Origin of the sequence: Vibrio sonorensis (genome assembly GCF_001854765.1) — a bacterium.
GTDB lineage: Bacteria > Pseudomonadota > Gammaproteobacteria > Enterobacterales > Vibrionaceae > Vibrio > Vibrio sonorensis.
This window is the reverse complement of the sequence record NZ_LJJE01000112.1, coordinates 155,903-172,647: the sequence shown is the minus strand read 5'-3', so window position 1 is coordinate 172,647 and position 16,745 is coordinate 155,903. Positions and strand designations below refer to the sequence as shown.

The 16,745-nt window shown below is 42.7% G+C and carries 11 protein-coding genes and 4 pseudogenes; 8 read left to right on the top strand and 7 right to left on the bottom strand.

Annotated elements, in window-relative coordinates; all coding sequences use genetic code 11:
- The first annotated feature begins 4 nt into the window (after positions 1 to 4).
- The 5 genes and pseudogenes from ugpE to BLO31_RS20665 all read left to right on the top strand — a co-directional run bounded on the left by ugpE (position 5) and on the right by BLO31_RS20665 (position 5,426).
- Positions 5 to 846, top strand: a pseudogene (gene ugpE / locus BLO31_RS20685) (sn-glycerol-3-phosphate ABC transporter permease UgpE).
- Positions 847 to 898: 52 nt separating this feature from the next.
- Positions 899 to 1,984: a sn-glycerol-3-phosphate ABC transporter ATP-binding protein UgpC gene (ugpC, locus tag BLO31_RS20680; RefSeq protein ID WP_070971338.1), complete on the top strand. Its 1,086-nt coding sequence runs from the start codon at positions 899 to 901 to the stop codon at positions 1,982 to 1,984.
- 5 nt (positions 1,985 to 1,989) lie between these two features.
- On the top strand, positions 1,990 to 2,754 hold the full coding sequence (locus BLO31_RS20675) for a DeoR/GlpR family DNA-binding transcription regulator (protein WP_139159077.1): 765 nt from the start codon (positions 1,990 to 1,992) through the stop codon (positions 2,752 to 2,754).
- Positions 2,755 to 2,780: 26 nt separating this feature from the next.
- Entirely contained in the window at positions 2,781 to 3,497 is a 717-nt protein-coding gene (locus BLO31_RS20670) for a glycerophosphodiester phosphodiesterase family protein (RefSeq protein ID WP_070971331.1), read from the top strand.
- 93 nt (positions 3,498 to 3,590) lie between these two features.
- Entirely contained in the window at positions 3,591 to 5,426 is a 1,836-nt protein-coding gene (locus tag BLO31_RS20665; RefSeq protein ID WP_070971329.1) for a hybrid sensor histidine kinase/response regulator, read from the top strand.
- Here the strand turns inward: BLO31_RS20665 and maiA are convergent.
- The 4 genes and pseudogenes from maiA to hppD form a co-directional block, all read right to left on the bottom strand.
- Complete coding sequence (gene maiA, locus BLO31_RS20660) at positions 5,408 to 6,067, bottom strand: maleylacetoacetate isomerase (RefSeq protein WP_070971326.1); 660 nt, start codon at positions 6,065 to 6,067, stop codon at positions 5,408 to 5,410. The genes BLO31_RS20665 and maiA overlap by 19 nt on opposite strands.
- Positions 6,060 to 7,072, bottom strand: a pseudogene (locus tag BLO31_RS20655) (fumarylacetoacetate hydrolase family protein). The gene maiA and the pseudogene BLO31_RS20655 overlap by 8 nt, the downstream one beginning before the upstream one ends.
- A pseudogene (locus tag BLO31_RS20650) lies at positions 7,069 to 8,219 on the bottom strand (homogentisate 1,2-dioxygenase). Before BLO31_RS20650 ends, BLO31_RS20655 begins: the two co-directional pseudogenes overlap by 4 nt.
- Entirely contained in the window at positions 8,212 to 9,285 is a 1,074-nt protein-coding gene (gene hppD, locus BLO31_RS20645) for a 4-hydroxyphenylpyruvate dioxygenase (protein ID WP_070971323.1), read from the bottom strand. Before hppD ends, BLO31_RS20650 begins: the two are co-directional and overlap by 8 nt.
- Positions 9,286 to 9,729: 444 nt before the next feature.
- Here hppD and BLO31_RS20640 point away from each other — a divergent pair, with 444 nt between their 5' ends.
- From BLO31_RS20640 to BLO31_RS20630, 3 genes are all read left to right on the top strand, one after another.
- The gene (locus BLO31_RS20640) at positions 9,730 to 10,836 is read left to right on the top strand and encodes a M20/M25/M40 family metallo-hydrolase (protein ID WP_070971319.1); all 1,107 of its coding nucleotides are present in this window, start codon (positions 9,730 to 9,732) and stop codon (positions 10,834 to 10,836) included.
- Positions 10,837 to 11,389: 553 nt separating this feature from the next.
- A complete protein-coding gene (locus BLO31_RS20635) occupies positions 11,390 to 12,754 on the top strand; it encodes an MATE family efflux transporter (protein WP_070971316.1) in 1,365 nt (454 codons plus the stop codon).
- On the top strand, positions 12,747 to 13,736 hold the full coding sequence (locus tag BLO31_RS20630; RefSeq protein ID WP_070971313.1) for an AraC family transcriptional regulator: 990 nt from the start codon (positions 12,747 to 12,749) through the stop codon (positions 13,734 to 13,736). The genes BLO31_RS20635 and BLO31_RS20630 overlap by 8 nt, the downstream gene beginning before the upstream one ends.
- On the opposite strand, the gene BLO31_RS20625 is transcribed toward BLO31_RS20630, so the two are convergent.
- From BLO31_RS20625 to BLO31_RS23950, 3 genes and pseudogenes are all read right to left on the bottom strand, one after another.
- Positions 13,733 to 15,511, bottom strand: a complete 1,779-nt coding sequence (locus BLO31_RS20625) for a putative bifunctional diguanylate cyclase/phosphodiesterase (RefSeq protein ID WP_070971310.1) — start codon at positions 15,509 to 15,511, stop codon at positions 13,733 to 13,735. The two genes, BLO31_RS20630 and BLO31_RS20625, sit on opposite strands and share 4 nt — an antisense overlap.
- A 214-nt stretch (positions 15,512 to 15,725) precedes the next feature.
- Positions 15,726 to 16,456, bottom strand: a pseudogene (locus BLO31_RS20620) (chromosome partitioning protein ParA).
- Positions 16,457 to 16,475: 19 nt separating this feature from the next.
- Positions 16,476 to 16,634, bottom strand: coding sequence for a hypothetical protein (locus tag BLO31_RS23950; RefSeq protein ID WP_175443259.1), 159 nt, complete (start codon positions 16,632 to 16,634; stop codon positions 16,476 to 16,478).
- Positions 16,635 to 16,745 lie beyond the last annotated feature (111 nt).

The window sequence follows — 16,745 nt, the reverse complement described above, 5'->3', positions numbered from 1 at the left end:
GACCATGAAATCTAATCGAATCACCGACCATCTCATCTTGATTATTGGTGCTCTGTTTATGTTGGTACCAATTTGGCTGATATTTGCCAGTTCAACTCATACTCCAAACACCTTAGTCAGTAACGGATTACAGTGGTTACCTAGTGCGAATATCACCGATATCTACGTAGAAGCTTGGAATAAATCCCAAGGCTTTATCGGAGATGTGACCGCAAGAACCATGATAGTGAACTCATTAATTATGGGGTTTGGCTTTTCAATAGGCAAAATTGTTATTTCGCTAATGGCGGCTTACGCCTTAGTTTTTTTTCGTCTACCTTACGCGAGTGTTTGGTTTTGGCTTATATTTGTCACCCTACTATTGCCGCTCGAAGTAAGGATTATTCCCTCTTATGAAGTTGTATCCGGATTTGGATTGCTGAACAGTTATACAGGCTCATCTTGCCACTAATCGCCTCGGCAACCGCCACCTTTTTTTTCCGTCAGTTTTTTAAAACCATCCCCGACGAACTGTTAGAAGCAGCCCAGCTAGATAACGCCGGTCCAGTTCGATTCTTTATCGACATTTTGGTGCCACTATCTAAAACCATGATGGCAGCGATATTTATTATTATGTTTGTTGTCGGATGGAACCAATACCTATGGCCAATCATGATGACCACTGATGAGAGTTACAACACCATAGTTATGGGCATCAAACAGATCCTTAACAATATTAATGAAAGTGCGAGTCCCCGTTATGACTATGCATTTGCCATGGTGATTCTTGCCATGCTTCCCCCCGTTCTCGTTGTAGTCCTATTTCAACGCTGGTTTGTAAAAGGTTTAGTAGAAAGTGAAAAGTAAATTAGCCCTATTTAATAGTGATATCCAAAACTCATCTAAAAAGGAAGGCGTTATGTTGTCCCTCAAACAAGTGGTGAAAACTTACGAAAATGGTCATCAAGCGGTAAAGGGAGTCGACCTTGAAATCGACAAAGGTGAGTTCGTTGTATTAGTGGGCCCTTCTGGATGTGGGAAGTCGTCTATTCTAAGAAGTATTGCTGGTTTAGAAACCATCACTCAAGGAGAAATACATTTAGGCGCGCGACGCGTCGATAAAGTAAAACCAGCTCAAAGAGACATCGCTATGGTGTTCCAAAACTACGCTTTGTATCCACATATGTCGGTTTATGACAACTTGGCATACGGTCTCAAGAACCGTGGCATCGATAAAAAACTCATACAGGAACGCATTGAAAGCGTCGCTAAAACACTAAAGATCGAAGAGTATCTTGAACGCAAACCAGCCAAACTCTCGGGCGGGCAGCGTCAGCGTGTCGCCATGGGGCGCGCCATTGTTAGAGAACCTCAACTATTCCTTTTTGACGAACCCTTATCCAATTTGGATGCCGCGTTACGCGCTCATATGCGCTTAGAAATTAAAAAGTTACAACGAGAGTTAGGTGTAACCAGCATCTATGTTACTCACGACCAAGTAGAAGCCATGACTCTAGCAGATAGAATAGTGGTATTGAATCAAGGTGTAATTGAACAAGTTGGTTCTCCCTCTCAGGTATACCACCAGCCAGCAAGTACTTTTGTTGCAAGCTTTATTGGTAGCCCTGCTATGAATTTTATTCCAGCGACGATTGACGAGGGTTACGTTGAATTTGGTTCTCAGCAGATTTATCTAGCCGAATTTAGCCATTTGAAATCGAGTAAAGTAACTCTAGGAGTTAGACCAGAGCACGCTGAAGTTAAAAGAGATGATTGCAACCTGTGTGTCGAGTTAACACTTTCAGTTATTGAAACTCTGGGCGCTAATCAACTGGTGCACGGTAGAGTCGCGGGCGAACAATTTATTGCGGTCACTCCAGAGATGGGATTTGATGATAAAGATAAGATCCATCTGTATATCAATAGGCAAAACTTCCACTTGTTTGATGAACAGGGTAATCGAATTGCCCCTCAACCTTTTCAGCAACAAGCAGAAATCGCATAGGAAATATTGTGCCCTTATCTACTCGCCAAAAAGAAATATACGGTTACTTGCAACAGTTCCAGGGGGTTCTATCTAGCTCACTGCTTTCCGAAAAGTTTCAGGTTTCGGTGCAAACCATTCGAAAAGATATGAATGAGCTAAGTGATAGAGGAATTGTAAAGCGCGTTCATGGTGGCATTTGCCTACCTAGTGCTAACGACAACGTTTCGTTTTCAAATAGAGACGTTCAAAACATTTCCGCTAAACGAAGCATTGCTAAGAAAGTCGTTGAGAACTTGCAAGAAGGGACTAGTGTGTTTCTCGGCATTGGCACCACGCCTAAACAGGTGGCGCAAGCACTGTTAGACCATCCCGGTTTGACTGTCGTCACTAACAACATTAACGCTGCCCTGACTTTAAGCCGCAATCCTAACATTTCCATACACCTTGCTGGTGGGGCTGTTCGTTCCTCCGATGAAGATACGGTTGGCGAATCCGCGACTCAGTTTTATCGTCAATTTAACATCAAGATTGGCATCTTTGGCGTTGGGGGGTTAGGTTCTCAAGGTCAACTTCTCGATTTTACCCCAGAGGAATCCAGTTTGACCCGTGCAATTATCGAACAGAGTGAACAGTGTTGGCTGGTGGCAGACAAAAGCAAACTGGGTCGCTATGCCCCTGTTGTTAGTGGCAAATTGTCGGAAGTATCTCGGCTATTCGTCGATCAAACCACTGAAAAAATCTCCGATTTAGCTATGATTAGTCACGTGCTATTAACTGAGTGTAAGTAGTAAATAACAACCGTCAAGGAACGAATATGAAGCCAGTAGTCGTCGGTCATCGCGGTGTCGCGGGACATTATCCAGAAAACACCAAAAGCAGCGTATTGGCTGCCATTGAGCTTGGGCTCCAATGGATCGAAGTAGATGTTCAACCAACCAAAGACGATGTATTGGTTGTCTGTCACGACCATACCATCAACCGTTGTAGCAATGGTAAAGGACGAGTGGACAACCACACTCTCACTGAGCTGAGGCAATTTGATTTTGGTCACTGGTTTGACTCCCAATTCCAAGGCGAGTCAATTATGACACTAGAAGAACTCCTTGTTATTGCAGAGCAACACAACTTGTCTATCAATATAGAAGTAAAGCTCGACTCCCAAGATGTCACCAAGGTAGTGCAGACATTAAAGGATTTACTAGAGCGTTCTTCTTTGAGCAAAGATGCCATTTTACTGTCCAGTTTTAACCAAGATACCATGCGTGAACTCCACCTTCACTGTAAAGGCTACAAACTTGGCGTGTTGTGTGAAAGCTTGACTAAAAAGGCTTGGCAACTTTTAGCAGATATTGACGCCTTTAGCTGTAATCTCAATGCTAGATTCACCACCCAAAACGATATTAAAGCGTTGCAGTCTGCTGGCTATCAAGTGTGGTGCTATACGGTCAACGACCCCAACATGCTCCTTACTCTTAAAGGTATCGATGGTGTTTTTAGTGACTTTCCAGAACGGTTTCTAGACTTAAACTAAACTCTAAAACCAATATTTATGCTTAGCCCAAGATACTGCTAAGGTTGAACTATACTGCTATAAGGAAATGTTAAAACCGAGGGAAAGGTAACCATGCCGCAAGATCTCCACAAGGTGAGAAAACTTAAGGTCTATATCATCACCTTGATATGCATTTTGGGCTTTTCTGTTATCAGTTTGATACCCTTTCTCGTTAATAATCTGCACAAGCGCAACGTTATAGATAAACACCTTCAGCAAGTTAAGCAAGTGACACAAGAGATCATTTACTTCGATGAAGTTCTAACCATGACCGCACGCATGTATGCGTTTACAAGAGATGTCTCTTGGGAAAAGCGATACCTATCCACGGCAAAACAATTGGAGCAATCCCTAGCAAACGCGCAATTACTCGAACCCAATGTAGCACAAGCGATTCAAGCAACTTCTATGGTTAATGACCAACTTGTTGCCATTGAAGTTAATGCCATAGAGTTCGTTAAAAAAGATATGCCGGTCGATGCACAATTATTACTTCTTAACGATCACTACTATCGGCTCAAATCGGAATACGAAAGAAATGTGCTCAGCGCGTTGGAAGAGGCAATACATCACAACGAAGGGGTATTGCTCAACAGGATCACGCGAACAAAACACTGGTTATTCGCCTCTGCTTTTGTCCTCTCTATTTTGTTTTTATCACTAGTTATCTACTTCTATGCCTATAACAAAAAAACTGAATCGCTCATACTGGCAAAAATAAGCTTGCTAAATTCAAAAGTACAAGAGCTAGAAGAGTTAGCGATAGAGTTAGATTCAGCCAATAGCGCAAAATCAGAGCTACTCGCAAAGGTATCACATGAATTAAAAACGCCTCTTAACGGTATACATGGCAGCTTACAACTCATACAAAGTCAGCCAACTTCTAACGATAACCTAGAGCTTGCTAATCAGGCGTTATCTTGTAGTGAAATGTTGATAAAGTTAGTTAACGAGTTGCTTGATTTTTCAACGCTAAAAACTGGCAACTACGAACTTCACACGGAGGAATTTAACTTACTCTACTTAATCAACACGGTTAGGCAGGTTTATACCAAGCAGTGTCACGATAAAAACATCGATTTTCACTTTACTCATCAAGTACAGCATCTTCATCGGCTTGGCGATTACCCAAGGCTTAAGCAAGTTATCTTTAACGTACTAAACAACGCGGTACAGTATACCCATAGCGGCAGCGTGAGTTTTGTTTTGAAAGAGCAAGAATCTCCTGATGTCATTTTGATTGAGGTAACCGATACAGGTATCGGTATGGACCAAAACACATTAGATAACCTCTATAGTGAGTTTGAACAAGCCGATAACTCTATAACTCGATTACACGGTGGTAGCGGATTAGGAATGCCCCTCGTAAAGTCCTTAGTCGAGCTAATGGACGGCAAAATTCACGTATCCAGTACTGTCAATGTTGGAAGCAAAGTAACCATACAGGTAAGAGTTCCCATCAAAGGGAACGTGACTCCGCGAGAGAAAATCAGTAGAGATCTCAACTATCTCGAAGGGCTCCAAAATCTTAATGTACTGATAGTTGAAGATAATAAGGTAAACCAAATCATACTTAGCAAGCTACTAGAACGAATAGGTATCAACGCCAAATTAACCAATAATGGTCAAGAAGCACTTGATGCCGTAACCACTGCTACACAACTCGTATTAATGGACATCCAAATGCCGGTTATGGATGGTATAACTGCCTGCCAATATCTAAAGCAAAGCCACCCAACTCTGCCAATTGTCGCGGTAACTGCAAATGTCCAACCCAGTGAAATCGAGCTCTATTTACGCACTGGATTTGATGACGTAGTGTCGAAACCTATTAACATGGATCCGCTATTCGATGTTATTTATCGAGTGTTGGAGACAAGCCAAACACGCTACTCTGCATCAGGTTGATTTTCAGGTTTTGCAACTTCAAAGGCTGACAAGCGGTTTAGATTGTTGACTATCCTATCAAGATTCGCGAATTGGCTTATTTCCACGCCAAATCGCTTTGCATTGTAGACCTGCGGCACTAAGCAAACATCCGCCATAGTGACACTGTCACCATAACAGTAGTCCGTCGGTTGTTTCATCTGGTGCTGCGATATTCTGTTCTCTACAGCAGTTAAACCTTTTTCTATCCAGTGCTCTATCCAAGCTAACCGAGTCTCCTCTGTAATAGTTAAATGGTCAGTTAAATACTGTAAAACTCTTAAGTTGTTTAGAGGGTGTAAGTCAGCGGCAATATCTAAAGATAAAGCGCGGACGACACTGCGGTGTTTGATACCTATTGGAAGAAGACTCGGCTCAGGATTTCTCTCCTCTAGATATTCTATAATGGCCAGCGACTGATTTAGGTAAAGGTCGTCAATATTTAAAACTGGCACCAGTTCATTGGGGTTGATCGCTTTGAACTCAATAGTGTGTTGTTCACCGCCATTTTTTAACAGGTGTACGCTCTTGTGCCTATACTCAATCCCTTTTAGATTAAGAGCGATCCGCACTCGATACGCAGCAGACGAACGCCAATATCCATATAAGGTTGTCTCACTCATACTTAACAACCTTCTGATCGATGGCGCCGAACACACTTTTGCCCCTCGCATCAAACATTTCAATCCTAATGCGATCGCCAAATCGCATAAAAGAAGTCGATGGTTTTCCGTCTCTTATGGTTTCTATCATTCGGACCTCAGCGATACAGGAGTATCCGACACCACCCTCTGATATTGAGGTTCCAAAGTCTGTACCCTGTTTGTTTGAGACGGTGCCGGACCCAATAATACAGCCTGCTGAGAGTGGTCGAGTTTTCGCAGCATGGGAAATCAAACTAGGGAAGTCGAAGGTCATATCTACTCCTGCATTTGGACAGCCAAAATGAGCATTGTTGTAGTATGAGTTGAGTTCTAAATGTAACTTCTTACCATCCCATTCGTTTGCAAGCTCATCTGGTGTAACAGCAACTGGGGAAAATGCTGAAGAAGGCTTTGATTGGTAAAACCCAAAACCTTTAGCAAGTTCATTTGGTATCAAAGCACGCAAGGAAACATCGTTTACTAACATGACTAATCGTATCGATTTTTCACACTCAGTTGGTGATGCCCCCATGGGCACATCATCCGTGACAACAGCGACTTCAGCTTCAAAATCAATGCCCCACTCTTCGCTGCCTAAGGGGATATCATCTTTCGGCCCTATAAATGAATCGGATCCCCCCTGATACATGAGAGGGTCTGTCCAGAAACTCTGCGGCATCTCCGCCCCTCTTGCTTTTCTAACAAGTTCCACATGATTTACGTAAGCGGAGCCATCAGCCCATTGGTAAGCGCGAGGAAGAGGAGACTCACACCGAAACTGTTCAAATGGCATTTCAAGAGGTAAACAACCTGAGTTTAAAGCTTGGTAGATTTCTTCTAATGGCTTGTTGACCTTCTGCCAGTTATCGAGTGCCTCTTGTAGAGTGCCAGCAATGTTACCAGCTCGATGCACTTAGTTAGATCTCGGTTTACCACCACTAAAACCCCGTCTCTAGTGCCGTTTTTTAACGTTGCTAATTTCATCGCTTAACCTCTCTGAGTTCTGGATCCAACCAACTATAAACGTAGTTTCATTTTCTACCGATGTCGCAGCTTTGGTAAAAGAAAGGGCGTGGCGTGTATCAATCATTACAGCCACTTCATCAGTAAACGTTTTTTGATGTGCTCGCCCTGCTGCAAATGCTTTGGGGTGCGGACCATGTGTAAATCCGGCAGGATGAAATGTGACCATGCCAGCCTCGATATTGTCGCGGCTAAAGAAGTCACCTGCGTGGTAAAACAGTACTTCATCATAATCGTCGTTGTTGTGATAAAACGGCACCTTTAGGGCGTCTGGGTCACTTTCAATTGGACGTGGTACAAAGGTACACACTACAAAACCTTGTCCAACAAACGTGGTATGAGCAGACGGAGGTAAATGGTATCGATGAGACATTAACGGTCGTATGTCACGCCAATTCAGTTTTACTACCGCAAGATCACCGTGCCAACCAACAGCATCAAGTGGATTGAATGGATAGGTAATGGTACTGACTTGGTTGTGGCGTTTAACTTCAACCTGGGTCTTTTTCTCAGAATATTGCGCTTTGAACTTTCCGTTAATAGAAGGCGTTTCTAAAACGGCAGGGTCAAACACTGCATGTTGCCCCACCACACCTTTATCTGGCAACGAGTACGACGCGTCGCTGTTTTGAATCATCAAAACAAACAGTGGCTGATTCACCTCAATACGCCAATTGGTCGAACGCGGGATCATTACATAGTCCCCTTCCGAAAACGACAAGTGCCCATAGTCCGAAAAAAGTTCACCGCTTCCTTGGTGTACAAATAGCAGTTCATCACCGTCGGCATTGCGCACTAGGTTGACCATATTCTCCTTTAACTGCCAGACCCTCACTTGACAGTTTTGGTTGTGAAGCAAGACCTCAACATCCCACGGTGAAGCTTGAGACGAACGTTCAACCTCATTAAAGTCAAACAATCGTGGGCGTAAATCGCCTTCCCATTCTACCCACCCAGTCGGAGCGTGGGTGTGATGGAAGTGCGTAGCGGGACCAAAAAAACCTGAACGACCAGCTTCGCGTTCGAATATTGCTTCTTTGGGAAAACCCGCGTGAGCCTGACGCGAGCAAACACCTTCACTTTTCGGGAAACTGATTCTTTTATGCATCATCCAATACTCCCCTGCGAATTTGATCTTCTTCTATCGATTCAAATAGAGCCTTAAAATTGCCCTCACCAAAACCTTGATTTCCCTTGCGCTGAATAATTTCAAAGAACACTGGCCCAATCACCGTTTGGGTAAAGATCTGTAACAGGATCCCATCTTTTGTAGGCGCACCATCAATGAGTATGCGCAACGCTTTTAACTGCTCAACATCCTCATTGTGCCCTTCTACTCGACTATCAACCTTTTCGTAATACGTGTCTGGTGTTGGCATGAAGTCCATACCTCGGTTGCGCAAGGTTTTTACTGTTTGATAAATATCATCGGTACTCAGGGCAATATGCTGGATGCCTTCTCCTTTGTACTCGCGGATAAACTCTTCAATTTGAGACTTATCATCAGATGATTCATTGATAGGGATTCGTATTTTTCCACATGGCGCTGTCATGGCTTTACTGACTAATCCAGTTAGCTTGCCTTCGATATCAAAGTAACGGATTTCACGAAAGTTACCTATCCGTTCGTAAAACCCCGCCCAAACAGCCATATTGCCTTGCTTGACATTGTGGGTTAGATGATCGATTTCAAACAGACCCACACTTTGCAGTGTCAACTTGTCCTTAGCATCGGAATAAAAAACAAAGTCCACATCGTAGATAGAAGACTTGCCATAGCGGTCAACGAAGTAAATCAAACTATCACCTATACCGTAGATAGCTGGGATGCTTAACTCCATTGGCCCAATTTCAGTCACATACTGCTTTGCACCATTTGCTAAAGCTTGCTTCATTGCTACCGCAGAATCGTGAACTCTGAATGCCATTCCACACACCGAAGGACCGTGAACAGAAGCAAATTTTTCTGCCTGACTGTGAGGTTGAGCATTGACGATAAAGTTAATGTCGCCTTGGCGATACAACCATGCTTCTTTCGACCTGTGCTTAGCCACTTCTGCAAAGCCAAGTGATAAAAACAGTTGCTTGAGATCTTCAATCCCTTCCGAGTTTGAAGCAGTGTATTCCACAAATTCAAATCCATCTGTTCCCAATGGGTTGTGCTCTTCTGACATGCCGCGCTCCTTGTACTTTTAATAAGCCCCCTACTTATTAAGTTGAAACAATTTGCGCAATAAGGAAACTTGCAGTAAAAAATCCACCACAACGCTAAGCGCTGTACATGTGTAACACATTCATTACATTTACAAACCGCGCTCATAAAAATGGAATATAAGGTACTAATTTTAATAGCAATACAAAGAAACCACCCTTTATCCACTACCGCCTTTTTCCAAACAAAATCGCCAAAATTAACATACGCGTTACATTTGTACCAAGTTTGAGTGTGCATGAATCTCCAGTAGGTAATAGCAGAACTTTGAGTTCCCACACCATTCACCCTGCCTTTATTTGACAGTAATCTAACCATCGACAGCGATATTATTGATTTAACGCAGAGAATGATTTTCATTAACCGGATTAAGGTATTGCCTCTGTTCCTTTAGAAGGTATTTCCCATGTCTAAAATCAACCAACAAAGACTTGTTGACCATTTCTTCTCACTAGTAAAAATCGACAGCGAGTCCTGTGATGAAAAGCAAATCGCAGAAAGTTTAGCGGAGCAACTTGGTGAACTCGGTTTTACAGTACACAAACTTCCTGTCCCAAAAGAGATTTCAAACGGTTTTAATATCTACGCCCGTTTAGATGGCGACTTAGATGACAGCGTTGTATTTAGCTGTCATATGGATACGGTTACTCCCGGCATTGGCATCGAACCTGTACTAGAAGACGGAGTCATTCGCTCAAAAGGCAATACCATTTTAGGTGGCGATGACAAGTCAGGTATTGCTGCAATAATGGAAGCAATCAGGTCTGTTAAAGAAGATGGCAAATCCCATAAAACTATCGAACTCGCCTTCACAGTGCACGAAGAAGGCGGCCTATTTGGTTCCTTCCATTATGATATGTCTTACATTCAATCAAACAAGGCCATTGTATTAGATACCGGCGGTCCAATCGGTACTATCGTGAACGCCGCCCCCGGCCAACAAAAAATCATCGCCAAGATTACTGGACGCCCCGCTCACGCTGGATTAGCACCAGAAGAAGGAATTAGTGCCGGACAAGTGGCCGCTGATGCGATAAGCAAAATGAATCTACTGCGCATCGATGAAGAAACCACTGCGAACATCGGTATTATCGAAGGCGGACAGGCAACGAATATAGTAATGCCTGAGATCAGAGTGGTCGCAGAGGCTCGTTCACTAAATGCGCAGAAGCTTGATAACCAAGTCGCCCATATGATTGAAACATTTGAAAACTCGGCCAACGCTTTTGGCGCTCAAGTAGAAATCAAGTCTACAAGAGCGTATGACGCCTTTGTGATTTCAGATACCCATCCGCATATCCTCGAAGTAAAACAGTCATTCGAAGCCATTGGTGTAGCGCCTTTCACCAAAGGTACTGGCGGTGGTAGTGATGCAAACAATTTTAATGCTAAAGGACTAGTTACCGTTAACTTATCGACGGGGATGGCTAAAGTCCACACCACTGAAGAGTATATTTCTGTACAAGATATGGTCGATATTACTCGCTTTGTCGAACATTATATTACTCAATAATTATCTCTTTTTTTTGGCCATCTTTTTTAATAAAGGTGGCCAAAACTCACTATTATTTTCACACCCTCGTGCTGTAAAGCTTGAAACAGCTTTTTATTAATTAGGTGATTTTGATCTCTTGACTAATTTATCACCAGAGACTTGTTTCAAAGTGTGACAAGCGCTGTGTATTTAATTAATAACCTGTTTTATATGAAAAAATTTGTGGCATTCCTCTTGACCTACCCTAGGGAATAAAGCGTATAGTGCACGGCGATTCATTAAAGGCACGTTATGCGCTATTCTTCTCGGTGCATTTTCGAGTACCTATTTTTGCTGCTATGAAGAGAATTTTTATTCGGCGTGCCTTTAATGTTTTTTTTAGTCAGTCTTATACTGTTCAACTGCTTTTATAGCCCCTCCGAATATAAACTTTAGTACTACTCACTATGTTTCTTCTTAATTGCGCTCTAAATTCATAGCCTATTTTTGTATTCATCATCAAAATAGCAAGATCTGAAAATAATCACTCAGCAAATCTCTTTAAGATAAATGGGCTTAAGGAGAGAAGAAAATGAAGACTCAACAACCACAAAATTCAACCGCAGTTCTAGGACAAGAGAATATTGGTAAATTGTTTCTGCAAACCGCAATCCCGATTTCTATTGGCCTACTGGTGGTAGGTTTCTACAACCTCGTAGATGGAATATTCATAGCGCGATACGTAGGAGAAGACGCTGTTGGCTCGGTTTCCTTAGTGTTTCCTATACAGATTGCTATTTCTGCTATTGGCGCCATGATCTCAGCTGGGACCGCATCTATCATCACCCGACACATTGGTTGTTCCGAAATGCACAAAGCTGGGACAGTTGCAGGACATGCTCTTCAGATTGCCGCAATCGGTTCTGTACTCTGTGTGTTTGTTGGCTGGTATTACATCGAACCAATTCTTGAGCTACTCTCGGTAGACGCGGAATTTTACAAAAATGCCAGACTTTACCTACAGCCCATAGTGCTGACGGCGGGCGTTTCACTGTTTTTGCCAGTGGCAGCGGACTTTTTCAGAGCAGAAGGCAAAGCAAACGCTATGATGAGCCTGCTACTCACGTCTTCAATACTAAATATCGTGTTCGATTACCTGTTAATTGCTCAATTTGATATGGGTGTTGTAGGAGCCGCATACGCAACCATCATAGCTCAGTTTGTCGCAATACTCTTCGCTGTAGTGCTCTACAAAAGAAACAAACTCGATATACGAATTACTTGGGAGTTATCTTTGGCAAAGTGGGGGCCTATCTTTGCTCTTGGATTTCCTATTCTAATTGCTCAAGGCTCAATGGGACTTCACTCAGCACTGGTTAATTATAAGTTCTCTATATACGGCACTGCGGATTGGATTATCGCCTACGGAATGATAGGTCGTGTAGCGGGCTTTACATTTTTACCTTTGATCGCAATGTTGATCGCATTCCAAACCATATGTGGCTTTAATCTTGGCGCTTTAAAACTCGACCGCGTTAAGCAAAGCATTAAAGTCGCTACTAAATACATGACGGCTTATGCATGCGTTATAACACTCCTGTTACTTCTTTTTCCTCGTATTGCTATGAGTTTGTTTACTCAGGATCCAACCTTCATTATGACGGGTGAGTCTCTAATCTACAGCACCATATGGGGGCTACCTTTGGCAGGGATTTCTATGATTGCCACTGGTTTCTATCAGGCAAAAGGGCATGCTATGCAAGCTGCATTTTACAGTGGCCTTAGGGTACTTATCATATTACCACCACTGCTGTGGTTACTTCCCAGTATGCTGGGTTTATCGGGGATCTTCATCGCGATTGTCGCTGCGGATTTGCTAAATTCGTTAATTACTCTGTTACTATGTCTCACCCCTTATAATCGGCTAAACGTTAAAGAGGAGTTTTCCGTTGCTTAGTTCAGTTTCACATCACGCCAGCAGTATAGATGTTTATAAGCAGCGATTGATTCCTGTGTTGAATCACGTGCACACCCATCCTGATCAGCCGCTTAGCTTGGCACAAGCGGCTGAGTTGAGCCATTTTTCGAAATTTCACTTTCAGAGAATTTTTAGTGCGATTATGGGCGAAAGTCTAACCAGTTACGCCAATCGCGCCCGCTTAGAAATGGCCGCTAACTGTCTTTTGTTTTCGACAAACACTTCCGTTACCGACGTTGCTATGCAATACGGATTTTCAAGTAGCGCAAATTTTACCCGTTCCTTTAAAGAGCACTTTGGTGTTACTCCTGCAGGGATACGCAGCAGCAAAAAGTTTGACGTCGCACTCAATCAAGATCCATTAAAGGTTAGCTTAGATACACAAGCGCTTCAGCATGTTCACCGTTTACAAGCGGAAGTAATAAACCCAAGTACTCTTGCTCAGCCGATAAAAATTGTTCAAGTAGAAGAAAAAACACTTTGTACGCTTAGATCGACAGGCGGCTACGACCTACCTGCCATCTATCGGAGTTGGGAAGATATGATCAATTGGGGTTATCGCAATAATATCACCAACATTTTGGACGTAAGATACGGTCTCGGTTTCGACAATCCTGTATTTACACCTAGAGAAAAGTGCCGCTATGAAGCGGCATTAGAAATTCCCGAGAGTTTGACGGGGGCCGTCTCGCCACCATTTAAGTTAGGAAAGATCCAAGGCGGCGAATACGCAATATTTGAATACAAAGGCACTCAGAAGCAAATCCTTAAGTTCCAAATTGCGCTATATACCCAATGGATGCCCTACAGTGGCTATGAGCCTGATAACGTGCCTCTGATTGAACATTACACACTGCCTATAAAGCCTCTTGACGAGTGCGGTTGCCAAACGAATATTATTGAAATGCAGATTTGGCTCAAACTTAGAAAGTTGAGACAGCCAACCGACTTCTCTTACTAAGTCGTTTGTTGGCTGCTGTCTTGTAATAGGAGGGTAAACTCCGTCACTGACAGGGGCTTTGCGAATAAGTAGCCTTGGTATTCATGACAACCTTCACGACCGATAAGGGCTAATTGCTCATCGGTTTCCACGCCTTCTGCAATGACCTTTTTATCTAAGTTTTGGCCCATTTGAATAATGGTTCGCACCAGCATTTGGTCTGTCTTTTCGGTAACGCAATCGTCGATAAAGGACTTATCAATTTTCAAAACATCGATAGGCAACTTTTTAAGGTAGTTGAGGGATGAATACGCAACGCCGAAATCATCTACTGCGATAGTCACACCAAGTTCGCGCAACTTTTCGCAAGTACTGACCACTTTATCTCGTTGACGCATTAAAGTCGTTTCGGTGATTTCTATTTGTAGTAGATGTGCGGGAAGACCCGTCTCAATTAGAGCGCTACCGGTACACTGCAAAATGTCATCATGGGCAAACTGAACTGTGGAAACGTTCACCGACACACAAATGGGGTGTCCCATGTCGAACCATTTTTTCGCTTGTATACAAGCGTCTCTTATAACCCATTGACCAATTGGGATGATTTGCGCGGTTTTTTCTGCGATATCGATAAACTCATAAGGAGCAATCATACCCAAGTTTGGATGTGGCCAGCGTATGAGCGCCTCTGCACCAACAATTTTCTGAGTATCCACACACACTTTAGGTTGGTAAACCAGCATAAACTGCTGTTTTTCAATAGCTCGTTTTAGCTCTGTTTCAATTTGGTGCTGCCTTATGGTCTCGTCGAGTAACTCGTCATCGTACCATTGAACCTTACCTGCCCCTTTCATTCTGGCTTTATAAAGAGCAATATCGGCATTTTTTCCCCACAGAGAGACATTATTATCCGCATCAGAAAGCAGTGCCACACCACAACTGAAGCTGATCGAATAAGAGGTGTTGTCCACTTTGTATCTAGGGCTGTATTGCTTGCTTAGGTCTTCAAGCAAGCTCCTAATCTTCTGCTCAACATTTAAATCACTTTTTACTAGTACAATAAATTCATCGCCACCCAAGCGATACAGTTTTCCTTTTGTACCAACGATACTTGCTAACCTTTTTGATAATGCGACCAAAACTAAGTCGCCATTGCTGTACCCCAAACTGTCATTTACGTTCTTAAAATCATTAACCCCAATTTGAATCACCCCTAGCCCATGCACATCTTCTTTTAGATAGAAGTCGACATCCAACATCATTTCTTTGCGGTTGGGCAATTGAGTTAAGTAATCGGTAAGACTATCCTTGCGGTACTCTTGCGCTTGTCTATCGGACTTTTGTTGAAAGTAGGTCATCACGGTTGCAAAGACCGTAATGGCAACCAATTCTATGGCGTCTTCAATAAACTCATCAAACTCTTCTGCCGGCAGCTCATACAGATAACTTACGACAATGAGAACGGCGACAAACATTGGCCACAATGAACCGGGAAAAATCACTACGTAACACAGAGGAAGGAGTATGAAGGTCTCTTCTACCGCATCAAGTTCAAGAGGCTCTAAGATACCACCAAGTACAATAACCGCCATTGAAAGGACTGCCGTCCACTTTTTTGTCTTGGCGTTTTTTACCAGTGCAGACGTGCCGATAAGGATCGGAAATGCGAAATATAGCCAGCTAAGTTGCTCATGTTCAACAACAAGCGTTTGTGTAATTAGCGCTATTGAAATAGCGAGGCCAACATAGACTATGATCTTTAAACGAGATCGCATTCTATCTCTTTCTATTTCCATTCATCTCCCCTTTAAAACTAAGCTGAGCAATATGCCATACCTTAAAAGAATTATGCACGGTAAAAATGCTTATATTAGTATAAGTCACGAAATGTAATAATTTATTAACCCTGTAATATTAGTAGCTTAGTTGAGAACTAATGCACACAAAAAACCCCGCAAACGCGGGGTCTATCACTTTTGACACATAAATCAATACCAGAACTGTGCGCTATCAAAGGCCCAATTGATCGGCAAGCGATTGAATCTGTTCTAAATCCATCTGGTGCACTCTGATCATCTGATTAACTTGGCTCAGTCGGGAGTTCGCTTCATCTTGTCTATCGCAAGAGTCTGACGTAGCTTCCCAAGAGGTTCCGTCCAAATAGGCGTCACAGGTTTTTTTAAGCTCTTCGATTCGAGGCTGCAAATCATCTTTCTCTTTTTGCAGCGCCTCTAACTGTTGCTTTACTTTTAACTCGCGCTGAAATATCTCTCTAGAACGTTCAAACATCGACGCTTGCATATCCGCTTGTCGATTAAGGGATTCATTCTTCTCGCTTGTTTCTACAACAAGCGCTTTTTGCTCGGAAAGTTCAGATTCCAAATTCAAGTTTAACTTTTCAAGCTCCGAAATCTGCTGCTGAAGCGTCTCAATCTCAATTTGATGTGTCTGTTTTTGCTGCTCTATTGCTTGTTTAAGTTGCTTTTCAACTTGATCATCAACTTTGGCTACCCGTTCTTCTACTTTGTGTACAAGCGTCTTTTTGTCTTCTAATAATCCGATGTATTTCTTTTCTAACGCTTGGTAGCCACTCTCCCACTTACTACTTGTCAAGCTTGAACCAACAATCCCGCCAAGGCCAAGCCCAATACGCCAGCCACTACAATAAAGAAATAAGTTCTCTTATCTCTTTGTTCGATGACAACAACATCTTCATCTGGTAACTCTTTATGGTCACTCACTCAAATGTACCTCTTTGATTCAACGCATTAACTCCGTCAACATTAATGACGCGGTGTAAACAATGAAACCTGACACCAAACCGATGACTACCCACTTTTGCAACTTTTCGTTTGTCCGGTATCGGATAAGCAAAAAGGCGATAACAACTAATGCAGCAATAGCAATAAGTCTGGTCATAGGCACTCCTTTGTCCTACAAGGTTAAACGATTGAACACATTAAACAGTTTACTCTAGGTTTTATACCACTAAATGATAAAAAAAGGTCAGAGGAACGTCGTTTTCCTCGC

What these genes read in the sequence shown, in the direction of transcription:
- BLO31_RS20670 (WP_070971331.1), top strand. Translation starts at nt 2,781, where the DNA reads ATGAAGCCAGTAGTCGTCGGTCATCGCGGTGTCGCGGGACATTATCCA.
- BLO31_RS20635 (WP_070971316.1), top strand. Translation starts at nt 11,390, where the DNA reads ATGAAGACTCAACAACCACAAAATTCAACCGCAGTTCTAGGACAAGAG.
- hppD (WP_070971323.1), bottom strand. Translation starts at nt 9,285, where the DNA reads ATGTCAGAAGAGCACAACCCATTGGGAACAGATGGATTTGAATTTGTG.
- BLO31_RS20625 (WP_070971310.1), bottom strand. Translation starts at nt 15,511, where the DNA reads ATGGAAATAGAAAGAGATAGAATGCGATCTCGTTTAAAGATCATAGTC.
- maiA (WP_070971326.1), bottom strand. Translation starts at nt 6,067, where the DNA reads ATGAGTGAGACAACCTTATATGGATATTGGCGTTCGTCTGCTGCGTAT.
- BLO31_RS23950 (WP_175443259.1), bottom strand. Translation starts at nt 16,634, where the DNA reads ATGACCAGACTTATTGCTATTGCTGCATTAGTTGTTATCGCCTTTTTG.
- BLO31_RS20640 (WP_070971319.1), top strand. Translation starts at nt 9,730, where the DNA reads ATGTCTAAAATCAACCAACAAAGACTTGTTGACCATTTCTTCTCACTA.
- ugpC (WP_070971338.1), top strand. Translation starts at nt 899, where the DNA reads ATGTTGTCCCTCAAACAAGTGGTGAAAACTTACGAAAATGGTCATCAA.
- BLO31_RS20665 (WP_070971329.1), top strand. Translation starts at nt 3,591, where the DNA reads ATGCCGCAAGATCTCCACAAGGTGAGAAAACTTAAGGTCTATATCATC.